The 19742-nt window shown below is 38.8% G+C and carries 20 protein-coding genes and 2 other annotated features; all 20 genes read right to left on the bottom strand.

The features are described 5' to 3' along the window. Positions 1-190: 190 nt before the first annotated feature. The 20 genes from rpoB to radA all read right to left on the bottom strand — a co-directional run bounded on the left by rpoB (position 191) and on the right by radA (position 19688). Positions 191-3766 carry a DNA-directed RNA polymerase subunit beta gene (gene rpoB / locus BFM98_RS20995; protein WP_175400790.1) on the bottom strand — a complete coding sequence of 1192 codons (3576 nt, stop codon included), beginning with the start codon at positions 3764-3766 and terminating at the stop codon, positions 191-193. Between the two features lie 242 nt (positions 3767-4008). Next, entirely contained in the window at positions 4009-4611 is a 603-nt protein-coding gene (locus BFM98_RS21000; protein WP_036077767.1) for a class I SAM-dependent methyltransferase, read from the bottom strand. A 76-nt stretch (positions 4612-4687) separates the two neighbouring features. Beyond that, entirely contained in the window at positions 4688-5047 is a 360-nt protein-coding gene (gene rplL, locus BFM98_RS21005) for a 50S ribosomal protein L7/L12 (protein WP_066038312.1), read from the bottom strand. Between the two features lie 73 nt (positions 5048-5120). Continuing rightward, on the bottom strand, positions 5121-5621 hold the full coding sequence (rplJ, locus tag BFM98_RS21010) for a 50S ribosomal protein L10 (protein ID WP_004233596.1): 501 nt from the start codon (positions 5619-5621) through the stop codon (positions 5121-5123). Positions 5622-5653: 32 nt separating this feature from the next. Then, positions 5654-5799: a sequence feature (ribosomal protein L10 leader region), on the bottom strand. Between the two features lie 53 nt (positions 5800-5852). Beyond that, entirely contained in the window at positions 5853-6551 is a 699-nt protein-coding gene (rplA, locus tag BFM98_RS21015; RefSeq protein ID WP_004233594.1) for a 50S ribosomal protein L1, read from the bottom strand. A 116-nt stretch (positions 6552-6667) separates the two neighbouring features. Further along, a complete protein-coding gene (gene rplK, locus BFM98_RS21020; RefSeq protein WP_004233593.1) occupies positions 6668-7093 on the bottom strand; it encodes a 50S ribosomal protein L11 in 426 nt (141 codons plus the stop codon). Positions 7094-7322: 229 nt separating this feature from the next. Beyond that, complete coding sequence (nusG, locus tag BFM98_RS21025) at positions 7323-7856, bottom strand: transcription termination/antitermination protein NusG (RefSeq protein ID WP_048395557.1); 534 nt, start codon at positions 7854-7856, stop codon at positions 7323-7325. A 358-nt stretch (positions 7857-8214) separates the two neighbouring features. Continuing rightward, positions 8215-8400, bottom strand: coding sequence for a preprotein translocase subunit SecE (gene secE / locus BFM98_RS21030; RefSeq protein WP_004233589.1), 186 nt, complete (start codon positions 8398-8400; stop codon positions 8215-8217). Between the two features lie 48 nt (positions 8401-8448). Next, the gene (rpmG, locus tag BFM98_RS23565) at positions 8449-8595 is read right to left on the bottom strand and encodes a 50S ribosomal protein L33 (RefSeq protein ID WP_004233588.1); all 147 of its coding nucleotides are present in this window, start codon (positions 8593-8595) and stop codon (positions 8449-8451) included. A gap of 77 nt (positions 8596-8672) precedes the next feature. After that, positions 8673-9320, bottom strand: coding sequence for an RNA polymerase sporulation sigma factor SigH (gene sigH / locus BFM98_RS21035; protein WP_004233587.1), 648 nt, complete (start codon positions 9318-9320; stop codon positions 8673-8675). A 68-nt stretch (positions 9321-9388) separates the two neighbouring features. Further along, positions 9389-9901 (bottom strand): NYN domain-containing protein, encoded by a 513-nt coding sequence (locus BFM98_RS21040; protein WP_054548958.1) that lies wholly within the window; start codon positions 9899-9901, stop codon positions 9389-9391. A gap of 2 nt (positions 9902-9903) precedes the next feature. Next, positions 9904-10656: a 23S rRNA (guanosine(2251)-2'-O)-methyltransferase RlmB gene (rlmB, locus tag BFM98_RS21045; protein ID WP_054548957.1), complete on the bottom strand. Its 753-nt coding sequence runs from the start codon at positions 10654-10656 to the stop codon at positions 9904-9906. Continuing rightward, a complete protein-coding gene (locus tag BFM98_RS21050) occupies positions 10656-11096 on the bottom strand; it encodes a Mini-ribonuclease 3 (RefSeq protein ID WP_175400791.1) in 441 nt (146 codons plus the stop codon). Before BFM98_RS21050 ends, rlmB begins: the two co-directional genes overlap by 1 nt. After that, complete coding sequence (gene cysS, locus BFM98_RS21055) at positions 11081-12481, bottom strand: cysteine--tRNA ligase (protein ID WP_048395551.1); 1401 nt, start codon at positions 12479-12481, stop codon at positions 11081-11083. Before cysS ends, BFM98_RS21050 begins: the two co-directional genes overlap by 16 nt. Before the next feature lie 61 nt (positions 12482-12542). After that, positions 12543-12761: a binding site (T-box leader), on the bottom strand. Between the two features lie 50 nt (positions 12762-12811). Further along, positions 12812-14272, bottom strand: coding sequence for a glutamate--tRNA ligase (gene gltX, locus BFM98_RS21060; protein ID WP_066038313.1), 1461 nt, complete (start codon positions 14270-14272; stop codon positions 12812-12814). Between the two features lie 90 nt (positions 14273-14362). Beyond that, the gene (ispF, locus tag BFM98_RS21065; protein WP_066038314.1) at positions 14363-14839 is read right to left on the bottom strand and encodes a 2-C-methyl-D-erythritol 2,4-cyclodiphosphate synthase; all 477 of its coding nucleotides are present in this window, start codon (positions 14837-14839) and stop codon (positions 14363-14365) included. A gap of 141 nt (positions 14840-14980) precedes the next feature. Continuing rightward, positions 14981-15922 carry a serine O-acetyltransferase EpsC gene (gene epsC, locus BFM98_RS21070; protein WP_004233580.1) on the bottom strand — a complete coding sequence of 314 codons (942 nt, stop codon included), beginning with the start codon at positions 15920-15922 and terminating at the stop codon, positions 14981-14983. Between the two features lie 314 nt (positions 15923-16236). Continuing rightward, positions 16237-16932 (bottom strand): 2-C-methyl-D-erythritol 4-phosphate cytidylyltransferase, encoded by a 696-nt coding sequence (ispD, locus tag BFM98_RS21075; RefSeq protein ID WP_048395541.1) that lies wholly within the window; start codon positions 16930-16932, stop codon positions 16237-16239. 11 nt (positions 16933-16943) lie between these two features. Beyond that, positions 16944-18029, bottom strand: a complete 1086-nt coding sequence (locus tag BFM98_RS21080) for a PIN/TRAM domain-containing protein (protein WP_066038315.1) — start codon at positions 18027-18029, stop codon at positions 16944-16946. 282 nt (positions 18030-18311) lie between these two features. After that, positions 18312-19688, bottom strand: coding sequence for a DNA repair protein RadA (gene radA / locus BFM98_RS21085; protein ID WP_004233577.1), 1377 nt, complete (start codon positions 19686-19688; stop codon positions 18312-18314). Positions 19689-19742 lie beyond the last annotated feature (54 nt).

Here is a 19742-nt window from a genome sequence, read left to right on the forward strand (position 1 = left end):
CCTCTAGTATAGGTCTTTATAAAGACTCTTTTACGCAGCTCGATAATCGTTTGCAAAGATTGCCTCTTTGGCAAAGGATTAGAAATAGAATGATTTATTAAAAGAAAAAGCCAGGCAGGGCGTTAAATCCTGCCCGGCTAATTTGAAAAATAAGTTTGACCATATTCACTTTTGTGAATTTGGTTTTCCATTATTCAAAAGACTCTACTGGCTCTTCTTCTGTATCTGGCTGTGGTGCAATGTTAAGTGCATCAGCTGGCTGAAGATCGTCTTCTTCGTCTAAATCGCGAAGCTCTACTTCTTCATCATTAACTGTTAACATCTTAACATCCATACCAAGAGATTGAAGTTCTTTAATCAATACTTTGAATGACTCAGGAACACCTGGCTCTGGTACACTTTCACCTTTAACGATGGCTTCATATGTTTTCACACGACCAACAACGTCATCAGATTTAACCGTTAAGATTTCTTGAAGTGTATACGCAGCACCATAAGCTTCAAGTGCCCATACCTCCATTTCACCAAAACGTTGTCCACCAAATTGCGCTTTACCACCAAGTGGTTGTTGCGTAACAAGTGAGTAAGGACCAGTTGAACGTGCATGAAGTTTATCATCAACCATGTGAGCAAGTTTGATCATATACATGATACCTACTGATACACGATTATCGAATGGTTCACCAGAACGTCCATCATACAGGATTGTTTTACCGTCACGGTTCATCCCAGCTTCTTCCATTGTTTCCCAAACGTCTTCTTCATTAGCACCATCAAATACTGGTGTTGCCATGTGAACGCCTAGATAACGAGAAGCCATACCTAAGTGTAACTCTAAAACTTGTCCGATATTCATACGGGAAGGTACACCAAGTGGATTTAACATGATATCAACAGGCGTGCCATCTGGCATGAATGGCATATCTTCTTCTGGTAAGATACGAGAGATAACCCCTTTGTTACCATGACGTCCGGCCATTTTGTCCCCAACACGAATTTTACGTTTTTGAACAATATAAGCACGAACTAATTGGTTAACACCTGGTGGTAATTCATCGCCATCTTCACGGTTAAATACTTTAACATCAAGAATGATACCGCCAGCACCGTGTGGTACACGTAATGAAGTATCACGAACCTCACGAGCCTTTTCACCGAAGATTGCATGTAATAAACGCTCTTCAGCAGTTAATTCTGTAACCCCTTTAGGCGTTACTTTCCCAACAAGAATATCACCGTCACGTACTTCCGCACCAATACGGATAATACCACGTTCGTCTAGGTTACGAAGTGCATCTTCTCCGACGTTTGGAATATCACGAGTGATTTCTTCTGGTCCAAGCTTTGTATCACGAGATTCCGATTCATATTCTTCGATATGAACAGATGTATAGACATCGTCTTTTACAAGGCGCTCACTCATAATAACAGCATCCTCATAGTTAAAGCCGTTCCAAGTCATGAATGCAACCAGTACGTTACGTCCAAGAGCTAGTTCGCCTTTTTCCATTGATGGACCATCTGCTAAAATGTCACGAGGTTTCACACGTTCGCCTACTTTTACAAGTGGACGTTGGTTATATGAAGTACCTTGGTTAGAACGAATGAACTTCTGTAATTTATATTTTGTTAAATCGCCTTTAACCTCTTTGCCGTCTACAACTTCAATGCGGCGTACATGGATAGAGCGAGCTTCAACGTGCTCAACAATACCATCATACTTCGCTACTACAGCTGCACCTGAATCACGCGCATCAACATGTTCCATACCAGTACCAACGAATGGTGCTTCTGGGTTAAGTAGTGGAACTGCTTGACGTTGCATGTTGGCACCCATAAGTGCACGGTTCGAGTCATCGTTTTCTAAGAATGGTATACATGCAGTCGCTGCAGAGACAACTTGTTTAGGAGATACATCCATGTAGTCCATTTGCGCTTTATTGAATACCGTGTTATCACCACGGAAACGACCTACTACTTCATCATTTACAAAAGTACCATCTGGATTTAACGGTGAATTTGCTTGTGCTACATAGTAGTTATCTTCTTCATCAGCTGTTAAATAATCAATTTGCTCCGTTACTCGACCTGTTTCGTGGTCAATACGACGATAAGGTGTTTCAATGAAGCCAAATTTATTAACTTTGGCAAATGAAGATAATGAGTTGATTAACCCAATGTTTGGACCCTCTGGTGTCTCGATCGGACACATACGACCATAGTGAGAGTAGTGAACGTCACGTACTTCGAAGCCAGCACGCTCACGCGTTAAACCACCAGGACCTAATGCAGATAGACGACGTTTATGCGTTAACTCTGCTAATGGGTTTGTTTGGTCCATGAATTGTGATAATTGAGAGCTTCCGAAGAACTCTTTAATCGACGCAATCACTGGACGGATATTGATTAATTGTTGTGGTACGATCGCAGCTGTGTCATTAATTGACATACGCTCACGTACTACACGTTCCATACGAGACAAACCGATACGGAATTGATTTTGTAGTAACTCACCAACAGAACGTAGGCGACGGTTACCTAAATGGTCAATATCATCTGTTGCACCTACTTGGTAAAGTAAGTTAAAGAAATAGCTTACTGAAGATAAAACATCAGCAGGTGTAATATTCTTCACTTCTTCATCAATGTACGCATTACCAATGATATTAATTTCTTTTTGAGCTTCATCCTTTGGAGCATAAATCTTAATAGATTGGATGGTTACATCATCTTCAAGCACTCCACCGACTTGTGATAAAGTGCGGTAACCAATACCTTTTGATGAATCTTCTAGGTAAGGTAGAATTTTATCTAAAGTACGACGATCTAGTACTGTACCTTTTTCTACTAAAATTTCGCCTGTTTCTGGATCTACAAGCGTTTCAGCAATCGTTTGGTTGAATAAACGATTTTTAATGTGAAGCTTTTTATTCATTTTGTAGCGACCAACATTCGCTAAATCATAACGTTTAGCATCGAAGAAACGAGAGTATAATAAACTCTTCGCACTTTCTACTGTTGGTGGCTCACCTGGACGTAAACGTTCGTAGATTTCTAAAAGCGCTTTTTCTGTACTTTCAGAGTTATCTTTTTCTAACGTATTACGCAGATACTCGTTATCACCGATAATATCGATAATTTCTTGATCTGAACCGAAACCTAATGCACGTAGTAACACTGTTACTGGTAGCTTACGAGTACGATCAATTCGCACATAAACTACGTCTTTCGCATCAGTTTCATACTCTAACCAAGCACCACGGTTTGGAATAACTGTAGCTCCAAAGCCTTTTTTACCGTTTTTATCAGTTTTATCATGGAAATACACACTTGGTGAACGAACTAATTGTGAAACGATAACACGTTCAGCACCGTTGATAATGAACGTACCTGTTTCTGTCATTAACGGGAAATCACCCATGAAGACATCTTGTTCTTTCACTTCGTCTGTTTCTTTGTTGTAAAGACGTACTTTCACACGTAATGGAGCTGCGTAAGTAACATCTCGCTCTTTACACTCATCAACATCATATTTAGGCTCACCTAATGAATAATCGATGAATTCTAATGAAAGATTACCTGTAAAGTCCTCGATCGGCGAAATGTCACGGAACATTTCACGTAAACCTTCTTCAAGGAACCACTCGTAAGACGCCGTTTGAATCTCAATCAGATTTGGAAGCTCAAGCACCTCTTTAATACGCGCAAAGCTTCTACGCTGGCGGTGTTGTCCGTACTGAACTAGTTGACCTGTCAACTCATTCACCCCTCAATAAAGCGATATTAGGTCTTTGCAAAATCATACAAATAGTGTATGATTTCGAAAGACAAAAAGAAAACGAGTCTTCAAAAAGATCTCATTTTCGGTTAACTAAACTTATCTTGGCAAGTATACCCATATTAAAACAATTCTATACAAAAAGGGCATACGACCTCAAAATAATATTTTTGCATTGTATCATATTATCATAGCCGATTTGTCAAGTCAATAAATTATACATATTTCATTTATTTTTTTGCGCGTACTATCCAGTACCCTTTTTTCTTTTCTACTACATCGACTTCTGAAAACTTTTCTTCTAAGTAACTTACTGTCGATGGCGCTCCTTGTTTCTTCTGAATGACTACCCAGAGTTCACCCGAAGACACTAGCCGATCGTAAGCTCCATCGTAAAAGCGGAAAATCGTTTCCTTCCCCGCACGAATTGGTGGATTCGTTAAGATAGCTGCTGCATCTACATCTTTATCAACCATCGATAGGCCGTCACTCACAAATATTCGCACATTTTGAACACCGTTCACTTGCGCATTTTTTTGCGAAAGCGCAACTGCACGTTCATTAATATCCATCATAAAAACGGTACGGTCTGGATTAGTTTTGGCAATCGATAACCCTATCGGCCCGTATCCACAACCTACATCAAAAATCGCACCATCAATATCAGGCATTTGAAAAGCGTCTATTAAAACACGGGATCCAAAATCTACTTCGCTTTTACTAAATACACCTGCATCCGTTTCGAATGAAAACGTATGCCCTAGTAACTTGAATGTCCAGTGACGTGGTTTACTTTCAGTTTGAGGCTTACTTGTATAATAGTGATCTGACATTTTCACGCCTCCTCAGAATGAAGAAAAAAGCTCGCCAAAATGACGAGCTTTCCTTTTGTTAAAAAGTAACGCGAGATTACTTAACTTCTACAGATGCGCCAACTTCTTCAAGTTTAGCTTTGATTTCTTCAGCTTCATCTTTAGAAACGCCTTCTTTAAGAGCTTTAGGAGCGTTATCTACTACTTCTTTAGCTTCTTTAAGACCTAAACCAGTGATTTCACGAACCACTTTGATTACTTTGATTTTTTCTGCACCAGCAGATGCTAATACTACGTCAAATTCTGTTTTTTCTTCAGCTGCTGCAGCAGCACCAGCAACTACTGCTACTGGAGCAGCAGCTGTTACACCGAATTCTTCTTCGATAGCTTTTACTAAATCGTTTAATTCAAGAACTGTCATAGCTTTGATAGCTTCTAAGATTTGCTCTTTATTCATTATAATTTCCTCCTAATTGGATAATGTTTTATTTTTTTGCGATCAGGCCGCAGAAGTATTAGTGCGTACTAAATTACGCGCCTTGTTCTTCTTTTTGTTCTGCAACAGCTTTTGTTGCAAGTGCGAAGTTACGCACTGGAGCTTGAAGTACAGATAAAAGCATAGAAAGTAGACCTTCGCGTGATGGAAGTTCTGCAAGTGCTTTAACATCTTCAACAGAAGAAATAGTACCTTCAATAATACCAGCTTTAATTTCTAAAGCTTCGTTTTTCTTAGCGAACTCGTTGATGATTTTAGCAGGCGCTACAACATCTTCATTTGAGAACGCAATTGCGTTAGGACCAACTAATACGTCGTTGATTCCTTCAAGGCCAGCAGCTTCAGCAGCACGACGAGTTAAAGTGTTTTTGTAAACTTTGAACTCAACGCCAGCTTCACGAAGTTGTTTACGAAGCTCTGTTACTTGTGCAACATTAAGACCACGGTAATCCACAACTACTACAGAAGCAGCGCCTTGGAATTTTTCAGTAATCTCTTGAACTTGTACTTGTTTGTTTTCGATTGCTTTGCTCATGATGACACCTCCTATTAGAATGGGTCATTTATACCGACAAAAGAAAAGCCTCCGAGTCAAATAGACACAGAGGCTGAAAGTCATCATCTTTAAATAAGAATCTGAATTCCGATGTCCTCGGTAGGAACATTAAGTGACAAGTCACTCCTACTGTCTACGGTACAAATGGATAATTCACAACAGCAACTATAGTATCACGTATAGCCACTATCGTCAATACATATATATAAATTATTTTACTACTACGTTAGAAGCGTCAATTTTAACCGCTGGACCCATTGTAGTTGTAACATTTACAGATTTCATGTAAGTACCTTTAGCTGCAGCAGGTTTTGCTTTTTGAACTACATCAAAAACAGCTAAGAAGTTTTCTACTAATTTTTCTGCTGAGAAAGAAACTTTACCGATAGGAGCGTGGATAATACCAGCTTTATCAGCACGGTATTCTACTTTACCAGCTTTGATTTCTTCGATAGCTTTTGTTACATCAAAAGTAACTGTACCAGTTTTAGGGTTTGGCATTAAACCTTTAGGCCCTAATACACGACCAAGTTTACCAACTTCACCCATCATGTCAGGAGTTGCTACGATTACATCGAAGTCAAACCAACCTTGTTGGATTTTTTGGATGTATTCTGCATCGCCTACATAGTCAGCACCAGCTGCTTCAGCTTCTTTAAGTTTTTCACCTTTTGCAAATACTAATACGCGTTGAGTTTTACCAGTACCGTTTGGTAGTACTACTGCACCACGGATTTGTTGGTCGTTCTTACGAGTATCAATACCTAAGCGGAAAGCAACTTCTACAGTAGCGTCGAAGTTTACTGTGCTAGTTTTTTGAGCAAGTTCGATTGCTTCTTGTGCAGTGTAAAGTGCGTTACGATCAATTAATTTTGCTGCATCTTGCAGTTTTTTACCTTTTTTAGCCATTATATATTTCCTCCTTGATTGTGGTTATAGCGGATTTTACCTCCCACGAATAAAGGTTGCGTGTTCACAAAGAAACTTCGCAACCTTCCAAAAAACAAAACATCAAGTAAATGGGATTAGTCTTCGATAACAATACCCATGCTTCGTGCAGTACCTTCAACCATTAACATAGCAGCTTCTACTGAAGCAGCGTTAAGGTCTGGCATTTTAGTTTCAGCGATTTCGCGAACTTTATCACGTTTAACCGTTGCCACTTTTTTACGGTTTGGTTCACCAGATCCAGATTGGATACCAGCTGCTACTTTAAGTAGAACTGCTGCAGGTGGAGTTTTTGTAATGAAAGTGAAAGAACGATCCTCGAATACTGAAATTTCAACTGGGATAATAAGACCAGCTTGATCAGCAGTACGCGCATTAAATTCTTTACAGAATCCCATGATGTTCACACCCGCTTGACCTAATGCAGGACCAACCGGTGGAGCTGGGTTAGCTTTACCAGCAGGGATTTGAAGTTTAACAACTTTAATAACTTTTTTAGCCACGAGACACACCTCCTTAAGTCCGTGATGTGGTAATTGGGTTGCCCCTCCCACTCAATATCTGTCTGTCAGCTAAGTGCCGATAACATTAAAATTATCATTACAGACGTCAAACAAAAGTATGACAGTCTGACCTATGAAATGATACCACTTTTAATTTTTTTAAGCAAGTAGTAATTAACAAAATCTGCGAAACATCTACCAATTAGCATGTAATGTTCTAATGTTAGAACTATAATTTTTGAACTTGTTCGAAATCTAGCTCCATAATCGTTTCGCGACCAAACATATCAACCGTCACTTTAATTTTACCTTTTTCTGTGTCAATTTCTTCAACACGTCCTTGGAAATGAGCAAACGGCCCTTCTAATACTTCTACTGCTTCACCAACAGAAATGTCCACTTCTACAACTTTATCAGTCATACCCATTTGTTGTAGTAAACGATCTGCTTCTTCAGGTAATAACGGTGTTGGTTTTGCTCCTCCACCAGATGAACCGATAAAGCCCGTAACACCAGGCGTATTTCGAACTACATACCAAGAATCATCTGTCATGATTAACTCTACTAACACATAACCAGGGAAAACTTTACGCATCATTGTACGTTTTTTTCCATCTTTCATTTCTGTTTCTTCATGCTCAGGAACAATCACACGGAAGATTTTATCTTGCATTCCCATTGTTTCTACACGTTTCTCTAGGTTTGCTTTTACACGGTTTTCATACCCTGAATACGTATGAACAACATACCAATTTTTCTCCATAACTACTAGGACTCCTCGTCCGTCCCTCCCTTACAAATAAAAGTGAAAATGAATCGCGATACGCTCAATGCATTTTTACTCTTTTCACAAACATCTCATTAGAAAAATATAGCTTTCGCTAATTACTTGCGAAAGCTCGATGATATATACCGAAACTAGCATAGTCATCTATCGCTACTATCATACTCTCCTAGTAGTATTTATCATAATGAGGAGATTTTACTGCTTTGCGCTTCACTTCACCCATCCCACCGATCCCATTAGATGGGGTTTTCTGCTGAATGAATGAAGATAAAACAAACGAAAAAACCCGTTATTGCAATGGACGGGCTATTTCAAAAATATGCTATTTACTAAATTATAAATCTAAGTACCAGCGGAATAATGATGAAATACCTAAGTCAACTAACACAAAAAATAAAGCCATAATGACAACAGTTGAAATTACAACGACTGTATATTTCGTCAGTTCTTTACTTTTCGGCCAGCTTGTTTTGCGCATTTCTGACATTACATCGCTGAAAAAGCTTTTGATCTTGCCCATTCTAGCTTAACCTCCGAATCAATCAAATCTGTCTATTTACATATCATTTTATAGCGTTTGTTTATGCATTGTATGTTCATTGCAATGCGAGCAAAATTTCTTTAATTCGAGACGTACAGTTGAACCTTCTTTAGCTGGGAACGTGTAATTTCTCGAACCACATTTCTCACAATTTAGCACGACTTTTTTTGCCATATAATCACCTTTTTCGGCACTTTGTCTTTTTAAGACTAACACCTATATTTGTCAATGTCAATAAAGGCCTAAATGGGCTAAGACATTTCCTCAAGGACTAAATGACGTTCTAATTTACGTTTTACCCGCTGCAATGCATTATCGATAGATTTCACATGACGATTTAATTTGGCAGAAATTTCATGATAAGACTGACCGTCTAGATATAAGGCTAAAACTTGTAGCTCTAATTCACTTAAAATCTCACTCATCTTTTCTTCTAAATATCCAAACTCTTCTCTATGAATCATCAATTCTTCTGGATCATCCATAATAGCACCCGTTAGTACATCCATAAGCGTTCGGTCTGACTCTTCGTCGAATATAGGCTTGTCCAAAGAGATATAGGAATTTAGAGGTATATGCTTTTGCCTAGTTGCTGTTTTAATAGCTGTGATAATCTGTCTTGTAATACATAACTCTGCAAAAGCTCTGAATGATGCAAGCTTATCTCCTTTAAAATCACGAATCGCTTTATATAAGCCTATCATGCCCTCTTGTACAATGTCTTCCTTATCTGCTCCGATTAAAAAATAGGATCTTGCCTTCGCTCTTACTAACAAACGGTATTTTGTAATTAAATAATCCAACGCATCTGTATTACCTTGATGCACCATTTCAATAAGCTCTTCATCATTGAATCGTTCAAAATCTTGTGTCACTTGTACAATGCTATTTTTAAACATGGTATCACCTCAGCCACAACAGATAATTAGAAACAGTATAACGGAATTGGAAAATATGCGTCAATCAATCATTTCAACCCTCGTCGCCATTTTTCAAAGGCGAGCGCAACATCTGGCTTTAATTCTATACGAGAAGGCGGCTTACTTTCTTGCTTCCGCTTCACATCATGAGTAATTTTATGTTGAATAATACTTGTATCAATTTCTAGCTCTCTAGCCGATTTCCTTAAGGCACCATTCCCAAATATAACACTTTGCTCTGCCATATCAGAAGTTGCTACATGAATTTGTACATTTCTAGCCTTTAATTCATGTGTCATTTTTTCAATACGTTCATCTGCTGTTTCATTTTTTCGTGTATAAATGACTTCTACATCATTTTCTATATAAGATTGCTCTACTCCTGGTACAAGATGGGCGTCAAAAACAATAATTACGCGCCAACCCATTGCCGCTTTATATTCAGCCATGAGTTCTATCAACCTTCTTCGCGCATCCTCAAAATTTGTATCACGCAATGGCCGCAGCTCTTTCCAAGATCCAATCATATTATAGCCATCAACAAGCAAAATGTTTTTCATTGTTATTCAATCGCTTCTTGACGTTTACGATACACTTCGTACATTAATAAAGCCGCTGCTACTGATGCGTTCAGTGATGTGACATGCCCAACCATCGGTAAGTGATATAAAAAATCGCATTTTTCTTTTAATAAACGCCCCATCCCTTTGCCCTCACTACCGATAATGATGGCTAATGGTAATGTTGCATCCATTTTTCGATAATCTGCAGATCCCTTTGCATCTGTCCCTGCAATCCATACACCGCGTTCTTTTAATTCATCTATAGTTTGAGCAAGATTGTTTACACGTACAACTGGAACGTGTTCAATCGCTCCTGTAGATGCCTTTGCCACTACTGCTGTTAGACTCACTGATCGGCGCTTAGGAATAATAATACCATGTGCTCCTATAGCATCAGCCGTTCTCATAATAGACCCTAGATTATGAGGATCCTCTAACTCATCTAAGATTAAGAAAAAAGGATCTTCCTGTTTATTAGCTGCGGCTGCAAATAAATCCTCTAGTTCAGCATACTTATAAGCGGCAACAGAAGCAACGATACCTTGATGATTAGCACTTGATAATTGGTCAACTTTCTTTTTTGGGACAAATTGAACTATGACACCACGTTCACGGGCTAAATCTAGCAGTTCATTGACGCCAGATTTTTTTACTCCTTCTGCAATCCATACTTTATTCATATCGCGGCCTGAACGAAGTGCTTCTAACACTGGGTTTTTACCGGCAATAATTTCACCATTCTGTTCTGCCATTATTTAGACACTCCTTTTGATTCCTCGATTATTTGAATAGCATATGCAATGATTTCGTAGACGCGTTCTAGTTCATTCAATAAATATAAACTACCAAGCACCGCCTCAAAGCCTGAGCTATTACGATAGGTTTGGACATCCGTATTTTTTGGTACAGAGCCGGATTTGGCATTGCGTCCACGGCGGAACACAGCCAATTCCTCCTCTGTTAAATAATTTTCATCCATCATGCGATGAACGATCATCGATTGCGCTTTTGCTGAGACGTAGCGAGTTGCCTCTCGATGTAGTGTGTTTGGTTTAACACGACCAGAGCGTAGCAAATATTCTCGGACCTTTTGTTCCAATACGGCATCACCCATATAGGCTAACGCCAGCGCTTTTAATTGTTTAACATCTTCATTGCGAAGTTTATCCAACTTAATTACCCTCGTTTCCATCTAGTTCCTTGTCGTGTATCTTCTAAAATGATACCTTGGGCTTGCAAATGGTCACGGATCTCATCAGAGCGAGCAAAATCACGATTTTTACGTGCCTCGACGCGCTCTTGTAGTAATGCTTCAATTTCTTCGTCTAATAGTTCTTCTTCTTTTGCAAATTCAATACCTAAGACGTCACCTAGTACTTCAAAGGTTTCAATAAAGGTTTCTAATACCTTCTTGCAAGTATTGGCTTCATTTAAGTAAATATTAGCAATACGAGCTACTTCAAATAATACAGAAATAGCGTTGGCTGTATTAAAATCATCATCCATTGCCTCTTCAAAATGCGCTTTCTGTTCCGCAATTTTGTTCAGCCATTCTTCTGAATGATCACCTAAGCTTACAGTAGTCGTAAGGCGATGCTTCACATTGTTGTATGCTGTACGAATGCGCTCTAAACCTGACGCAGCAGCTTCTACTAGGTCCTTCGCAAAGTTAATTGGATGACGATAATGGACAGATAGCATGAAGAAACGCAATATCTGCGGGTCAATTTGTTTACGGATATCATTCACAAGAATAAAATTCCCAAGAGATTTGGACATCTTTTCATTATCAATATTAATATACCCGTTATGCATCCAATAACGCGCAAATGTTTTATCATTGTGTGCCTCTGATTGAGCTATTTCATTTTCGTGGTGAGGGAAAGTTAAATCCTGCCCACCAGCATGAATATCAATAGTATCTCCTAAATGTTCACGAGCCATTACAGAACACTCAATATGCCACCCTGGACGACCATCTCCCCATGGGCTTTCCCAGAATATCTCACCTGGCTTAGCAGCTTTCCATAAAGCAAAATCTAGCGCATCATCTTTTTTCTCGCCCGCTTCAATACGAGCACCGATTTTTAAATCGTCAACTGATTGGTGTGATAATTTACCGTAGCCATCAAATTTACGAGTACGGTAATACACATCTCCAGCAGACTCATAAGCGTAGCCCTTTTCAATTAGCACTTGAATAAATTGAATGATATCGTCCATATGCTCTGTCACACGTGGATGAACATCTGCCTTTTTGCATCCCAGTGCTGTAACATCTTCAAAATAGGCTGCAATAAAACGCTCTGTTAATTCGTGTACTTCTTCACCAAGCTCATTTGCTGCTTTAATAATTTTATCGTCTACATCCGTAAAATTGGAAACAAACTTTACATCATAGCCTTTATACTGAAAATAACGACGTACTGTATCATAAACAATTACAGGACGTGAATTCCCAATATGGATATAGTTATAAACCGTAGGACCGCAGACATACATTTTTACCTTGCCCTCTTCTAGCGGTACAAAGGTTTCCTTTTGTCGTGTTAATGAGTTAAAAATTTGAATACCCATTGTATTTCACTCTCCTTTTCTGTTGAATAAAAAAAGCGCCTCTATCACTCCTAAAAGGAATGACAGAGACGCTCGATTTGCGTGGTTCCACTCTGATTGAAGACAAAAGGTCTTCCACTTTGGACATCCATTAACGGGGATGACTCGATAAAGCCTACTCTCGTTCAGCTTTATGCTCAAAGGTGCATTTCAGTTTTGCCTAGGCTCAGACCACTTTCAGCCGATGATGGTCCTCTCTTAAGAGCATGCGCCACTTACTTCTCCTTATCAACGCTTTTTCAATGTAAATACATTTTACAACGAAAGAATGAATTGTCAATAAATTTATCTTTATTGTGCAAATTTTTCTACACGGTCAATTGCTTTCTCTTTACCAATTAAACAAATGGCGTTCGGCAACTCTGGTCCATGTGTTTCACCTGTTGTCACAACACGGATTGGCATGAACAGATTTTTACCTTTATGACCAGTTGTCTTTTGTACAGCTTTAATCGCAGCTTTTACCGCATCTGGTGTAAACTCTTCTAGCTCTTCCAATTGTGCTTTAAATGCCGCCATTACTTCAGGTACTTGCTCTCCTGCTAAAACCTCTTTTGCTTCTTCATCATATTCAATATGGTCGTTAAAGAATAGGCTAGATAATTCGACAATTTCTGCACCAAAGCTCATTTGGTCATGATAAAGTGCGATTAAATCCGTCGCCCAAGCATGTTGCTCTGCAGTAAGCTCTTCAGGTAATAAGCCTGCTTTTTGTAGATGTGGTAAAGATAAAGCTACAACTTCTTCCAAAGACAACTTTTTAATATATTGATTATTCATCCATGTTAGCTTTTGTTTATCGAACATAGATGGTGATTTTGAAAGACGTTTTTCATCAAAAATTTTGATAAATTCTTCTTTTGAGAAAATCTCTTCTTCTCCCTCTGGAGACCAACCAAGTAGCGCAAAGAAGTTAAACATCGCTTCAGGAAGATAACCTAAATCTTTATATTGCGTAACAAATTGAATAATCGATTCATCACGCTTAGATAGTTTTTTACGGTTTTCGTTAATAATTAATGTCATATGTCCAAAGCGTGGATATTCCCAACCAAATGCATCAAAAATCATCATTTGCTTTGGTGTATTCGATAAATGCTCCTCACCGCGGAAAACGTGAGAGATTTCCATAAAGTGATCATCTAAAACAACTGCATAGTTATATGTTGGAATACCATTTGCTTTTACAAGTACCCAATCACCAATATCTTTAGACTCAAAGGTAACTTGTCCACGAACTAAATCTTCAAATTCGTATGTTACATTTTCAGGTACACGCATACGGATTGTGTATGGCTCACCTGCCGCTTCTTTAGCAGCGATTTCATCTGCTGATAAGTGGCGACATGTACCATCATAAGTAGGAGCAGCTACACCTCTTGCTTTTTGTTCTTCACGAGATGCTTCAAGCTTTTCAGAAGAACAGAAACACTTGTAGGCTACACCTTGTTCTAATAGTTTTTCAGCGTGCTCTTTATAAATATCAAGACGTTCCATTTGACGATAAGGCGCATAAGGTCCACCAATATCAATGGACTCATCATATTCAATACCTAACCATTTTAGGTTATCTAGCTGAGATGCTTCTCCGCCCTCTACATTACGTTCAATATCCGTATCTTCAATACGTACAATGAATTTACCGTTATGATGTTTTGCATATAAATAATTGAATAATGCTGTACGCGCTCCACCGATATGTAAATAACCTGTTGGAGATGGCGCGTAACGAACGCGAACTTCTTTCGTCATAATTAAAAGCCTCCTAAATTTTCGATCAAAAATTGACTTTGTTCATTTTACCACTCTGTTACAGGAAATAAAAGCGGGGTTCATCCACATTTATTTCTTGATCAATAGAATTGTTGCCATTGTCGCAATACCTTCCTCGCGACCTGTAAAACCTAATCGTTCAGTTGTAGTTGCTTTAACATTTACCTGTGAAGGCTCTGCATGTAATAATTCAGCGATACGTTGTTGCATCTGTCCAATATAGGGGGCCATTTTAGGACGCTGTGCCATAATGGTACAATCGACATTACCTAGAGAATAACCCTTATTCTCAACGATCTTCCAAATGTACTCTAATAATTTTGCTGAGTCCGCGTCCTTAAATGCAGGGTCTGTATCTGGAAAATGACGGCCAATATCCCCTTCTCCAATTGCTCCTAGAGCCGCATCTGTGACAGTGTGTAAGAGAACATCCGCATCTGAATGTCCTACTAGTCCTTTTTCATGCGGAATGGTAATGCCACCAATAATTAATGGACGACCTTCTTCAAATGCATGTACGTCAAAACCTTGTCCAATTCGAAACATATTCATCTTCCTTTAATTAATATTTATCATTATCATATCAAAATTTGCCCTAGGTTGTTTGAAAAGCGCTTTAATAATTATCCTCCTATAGCAGTAATGGGCAGTTTAGAAAGCTACACTCTCTAGACTGCCCCACATTCTTTAAATATGATACTCTATATTTTTCATTTGACTGTTGCTAATATTCGGAGATGGCTGTGAATTATAAACACGTGAATAAGGGGGAACAGAGTGTGTTAGCCAAATATTACTTCCTAAAACGGAATCGTGCCCAATCGTCGTCTCGCCCCCTAAGATAGTAGCACCAGCATAAATGACAACATTGTCGGCAATATTCGGATGACGTTTAATGCCCTTAATTGGATTACCATTTTCATCCAATGGGAAGCTTAGTGCACCTAATGTTACACCTTGATAAATTTTTACATTCTTACCGATAGTACAAGTTTCACCGATAACGACACCTGTTCCGTGGTCAATAAAGAATGATTCTCCTATTGTAGCCCCTGGATGAATATCGATACCCGTTAATCGGTGCGCATATTCTGACATAATTCGAGGCACAATTTGTACACCCATTTCGTATAACTCATGTGCGATGCGGTGAATATAAACAGCTACAATAGATGGATAGCTTAGCAAAATTTCCTCTGTGGAAAGAGCTGCTGGGTCACCATTATATGCCGCTTGAATATCTGTTTGTAGCACTTGGCGAATGGCAGGAAATCGATTAATCAAATTCATAACAATTTTGTCTGCTTGTTCACGGCAATACTTCTCGCAATTGGCAGGATCACTATCCTCCATATTATAAAATAATACTTTTTCGATAATATCCCGCAAATCTAATGCTGTTTCACGCAGCTTATTACTGCAAACTACGTTCACCCTTGTTTCATCAATAGGTCTTGTCATATAAATGCCAGGAAACAGCACCTCATGGAAATTATCTATTATTTTTATAACCCGATCTCGTCCATCAAAGCCTATTGAGTTGTCAACGTCGATGTACTGTTTATTTATACTAGTTAATGAACCTGTAATTTCTGGAACCTTTTGATTTAACCAATCATTTAATGACACAATAAACACCCCTCACATCTTTTCATCTATTCTATTACCTTATTAATCATATATCCACTATTTCATTTTACACGTAAAACGATCACACATGGATAAAATCCACTTTATTGGAGCATTCCAACTTTTTATTCTCTTCTACGCCTTCGTTTCTAATTCGACTAGCAGTTATGTCATTATTATCATACATATATGGATGAACAGATTACGAAGCAATAAGGCATTCTGACCATATAATTTTTACCAAACAAAACAAATAAAAAAGACTATCCATCCTTAACAAACTACGAATGAATAGCCTCTATAAATAATATTTCCTAATGATTGAATGATCCACGCTTACGCAAGATTGCCTCACCAAATACTAAGTCTTCTTGTGTTGTCATTTTTACATTTTCATAACTACTTTCTACGATGTGTACCTGATGTCCGAGACGCTCCATTAGCATTGCCTCATCTGTCCCAAGAAAACCTACTTTTTCAGCTACGTCCTCCGCTTCCATAATTAATTCAAAACGGAATGCTTGTGGAGTTTGTACCATCCAAAGGCTTTCTCGATCAACCGTTTCCTCTATAATGCCATTCATTGATACTTTTTTCATCGTATCTTTCGCACGAACCCCTGCAATTGCTGCACCGTGATGATGCGCGTTCTGTACAAGCTTTGCAATGATATCATGCGTAATAAACGGGCGTGCTGCATCGTGGACAAGCACAATATCTACCTGTTGCATCTCTTTCATACACGAATGAACCGAATGCTGTCGCTCAGCACCCCCATCAGGTAAACCCTTCACTTTGGTAATCCTATAGTCCTCTAGCATTTTTTGAATAAATCCACGTTCTTCTGGTTTTACAGCGAGCCAAATACCTGTGCAAGCGGGATCTTGTTGAAACACTTCTAGCGTGTGTACCAGAATAGGTTTCTCTAAAAGCTTTAAAAATAATTTATTTTGCCCTGCACCCATACGCTTTCCACTTCCGGCAGCAGGTAGAACCACTTCATATTGCATTTCCCCACATCCTAATCGTCCTTCGGCTTAGCAAATATCATACGACCTGCCGATGTTTGCAGCACACTAGTAACTGTAACTGTAATTGCCTGTCCGATATAACTACGACCACCTTCAACCACTATCATCGTACCATCATCTAAATAGGCAACTCCTTGGTTATGCTCTTTGCCATCCTTTATAACCACAACCTGCATATCTTCACCTGGTATAACTACAGGTTTCACTGCATTCGCTAAATCATTGATATTTAACACTTTTACATGATGGAGCTCACAGACTTTATTCAGGTTAAAATCATTGGTAACGATGCATGTATCATTGCCCATTTTTTTTGCAAGACGGACAAGCTTTAAATCTACCTCTTGTACATCTTCAAAATCCTCGTCCGTAATTTCAACTTTTGTCTTACGCTCATCTTGTAATTTTTTTAAAATATCTAAACCACGCCGACCTCTTGTGCGCTTTAAGGTATCAGATGAATCAGCTATATGCTGAAGCTCTGTGAGCACAAATTGAGGTACAACTAATATACCCTCAATGAAGCCTGTTTCAGAAATATCAGCAATACGACCATCAATAATTACACTTGTATCTAGCAGTTTGTAGCTTCCACGAACCTCTTGAGCTTCAGCACCTTCAGCAGCTTTTTTCTTCGTATTGGTACTACGTAATGTAAAAAGCTGTATGAGCTCATCTCTTTTTCTAAAACCTAGACGGAACCCTAAATACCCTAATACAAATGACAGGATAATTGGAAATACTTCCGAAATAATAGGGAATGGTACACTATCAATGGCAAAGCCTAAAAAGTAAGCGACAATCAACCCAATTATTAAACCAAACGTACCAAATAATAAATCTCCGATAGGAACCTTAAACAGAACTTCTTCCATCCAGCTAATGAGCCTTACAAAGTAATCGGAAAATGCAAAAGATAGTGTAAACAGTAAAAGTGCGCCTAGAGCTACTGATACATAAGGATTATCTAGCCAAGGATTAGATGATAAATGAAGCAATTCGTATAATGGCGGTAAGAAAACAAGGCCCAATGCTCCTCCAATCAGTAAAAACGCAATTTGAACAAATTTTTTCACAAGCTGTCACCTCCTAATTGTTAGTTAAGATTATACATAGTTTACGGTAGAAAATCTTTCATGAGCTCAGTCAAAATCTCATTATTTTTGATGTTGTGAAACAAGGATAAGATAGTTAGACAAAATTTTACAAACTTCTATTTTGTTCGTACTAGATGAAATCCTTTATTCATTCATCAGCTATTATTTAGGACGTTTATTCTTTTATATGAGTTTCCGATATTAGCATTAAAAATGAAGGAAAATGCATGTCAGAATAATATCCAACATGCACAACCTCCTTTATAACTCTCTAAAGCATGCATTTAGTGCATCTTTTATCGTTTCTACACCAACAATTTCAATTCCCTGCGGAAATTCCCAACCACCAATATTCGAAGAAGGAATGAAAGCTCTTTTAAATCCAAGCTTCGCCGCTTCAATGACTCGCTGTTCTATACGTGATACCCGACGGACCTCACCTGTCAGTCCGACCTCACCAATAAAGCAATCCGTTGCACGCACTGCCTGATCCTTAAAACTAGATACAATGCTTGTCAACACCGCTAAATCTATTGCTGGCTCATCCAGCTTGACACCACCAGCAACTTTAATATATGCATCCTGAGCTTGTAGCATGAGACCCATACGCTTTTCTAGTACAGCCATTAGCAATTGTACTCGGTTTTGATCGACACCTGTGGCCATACGTTTAGGATAGTTAAAGCTCGTAGGCGTAACTAAGGATTGAATTTCAACAAGGATTGGCCTTGTCCCCTCCATTGAGGCTACAATAGTTGACCCCGCCGCACCTTGTGAACGCTCCTGTAAAAATAACTCAGAAGGGTTTAGAACTTCCTTTAACCCACCTTGAAGCATTTCAAATATAGCAATTTCATTTGTAGATCCGAAGCGGTTTTTTTGGCTTCGTAAAATACGATGATTATGATGTCTCTCCCCTTCAAAGTACAGTACAGTATCCACCATATGCTCTAAAATACGTGGCCCTGCAATTTGTCCCTCTTTTGTGACATGCCCTACTAGAAAAATAGCAATACCTTTTGTTTTAGCGATTCGCATCAGCTCGGCTGTACATTCACGAACCTGTGAGACACTACCTGGGGCGCTTGTTACTTCTGGATGAAAGACCGTTTGTATGGAATCCACAATGACAAATTTAGGTTGTACTTCATCAATGGTTTGGTTTAAAAACTCTAGGTTTGTTTCGGAGTATATGTAGAGCTCTTGAGAAATCACTCCTAAACGCTCTGCTCGTAATTTCGTTTGACGAATAGATTCCTCTCCAGAAATATAAAGTACGCGATGCCCTTTATTCGAGAGTAATGCGGAAACCTGTAATAGTAATGTTGATTTCCCTATTCCAGGATCACCCCCAATTAATACTAGAGAACCAGGTACAATGCCACCGCCTAATACACGATTGAGTTCGCCCATTTCTGTTGCTACGCGCGATTCTTCAGTAGCTTCCACTTGGATAATCGGGATTGCCTTTTGAGTAACTGTAGCAGAATGTTGAAATGCTCCACGTGGGCCTTTTGCAACCATTTCTACTTCTTCTACCATTTTATTCCATTCACCACACCCAGGGCATCTTCCCATCCATTTAGCAGATTCATAGCCACAGCCTGAACATACAAATTTCGTTTTTTTCTTTGCCAAATTGCTTTCACCTCGAATATTTGTTCTTATCCTTAATTGTACAGAAAAAAAGAC

Source organism: Lysinibacillus sp. AR18-8, from assembly GCF_001705465.1.
Lineage (GTDB): Bacteria > Bacillota > Bacilli > Bacillales_A > Planococcaceae > Lysinibacillus > Lysinibacillus capsici.

Coding starts and splice junctions, on each gene's coding strand:
- cysS (WP_048395551.1), bottom strand. CDS start 12,481: ATGGGTATTCAAATTTTTAACTCATTAACACGACAAAAGGAAACCTTT.
- rplA (WP_004233594.1), bottom strand. CDS start 6,551: ATGGCTAAAAAAGGTAAAAAACTGCAAGATGCAGCAAAATTAATTGAT.
- secE (WP_004233589.1), bottom strand. CDS start 8,400: ATGGGCAAGATCAAAAGCTTTTTCAGCGATGTAATGTCAGAAATGCGC.
- BFM98_RS21000 (WP_036077767.1), bottom strand. CDS start 4,611: ATGTCAGATCACTATTATACAAGTAAGCCTCAAACTGAAAGTAAACCA.
- nusG (WP_048395557.1), bottom strand. CDS start 7,856: ATGGAGAAAAATTGGTATGTTGTTCATACGTATTCAGGGTATGAAAAC.
- BFM98_RS21050 (WP_175400791.1), bottom strand. CDS start 11,096: ATGGAAACGAGGGTAATTAAGTTGGATAAACTTCGCAATGAAGATGTT.
- BFM98_RS21040 (WP_054548958.1), bottom strand. CDS start 9,901: ATGAAAAACATTTTGCTTGTTGATGGCTATAATATGATTGGATCTTGG.
- gltX (WP_066038313.1), bottom strand. CDS start 14,272: ATGACGAAAGAAGTTCGCGTTCGTTACGCGCCATCTCCAACAGGTTAT.
- rplL (WP_066038312.1), bottom strand. CDS start 5,047: ATGAATAAAGAGCAAATCTTAGAAGCTATCAAAGCTATGACAGTTCTT.
- ispF (WP_066038314.1), bottom strand. CDS start 14,839: ATGTTTCGAATTGGACAAGGTTTTGACGTACATGCATTTGAAGAAGGT.
- rpmG (WP_004233588.1), bottom strand. CDS start 8,595: ATGGCAAAAAAAGTCGTGCTAAATTGTGAGAAATGTGGTTCGAGAAAT.
- ispD (WP_048395541.1), bottom strand. CDS start 16,932: ATGCAATATGAAGTGGTTCTACCTGCTGCCGGAAGTGGAAAGCGTATG.
- rlmB (WP_054548957.1), bottom strand. CDS start 10,656: ATGGCAGAACAGAATGGTGAAATTATTGCCGGTAAAAACCCAGTGTTA.
- sigH (WP_004233587.1), bottom strand. CDS start 9,320: ATGTTTAAAAATAGCATTGTACAAGTGACACAAGATTTTGAACGATTC.
- rplJ (WP_004233596.1), bottom strand. CDS start 5,621: ATGAGCAAAGCAATCGAAAACAAACAAGTACAAGTTCAAGAGATTACT.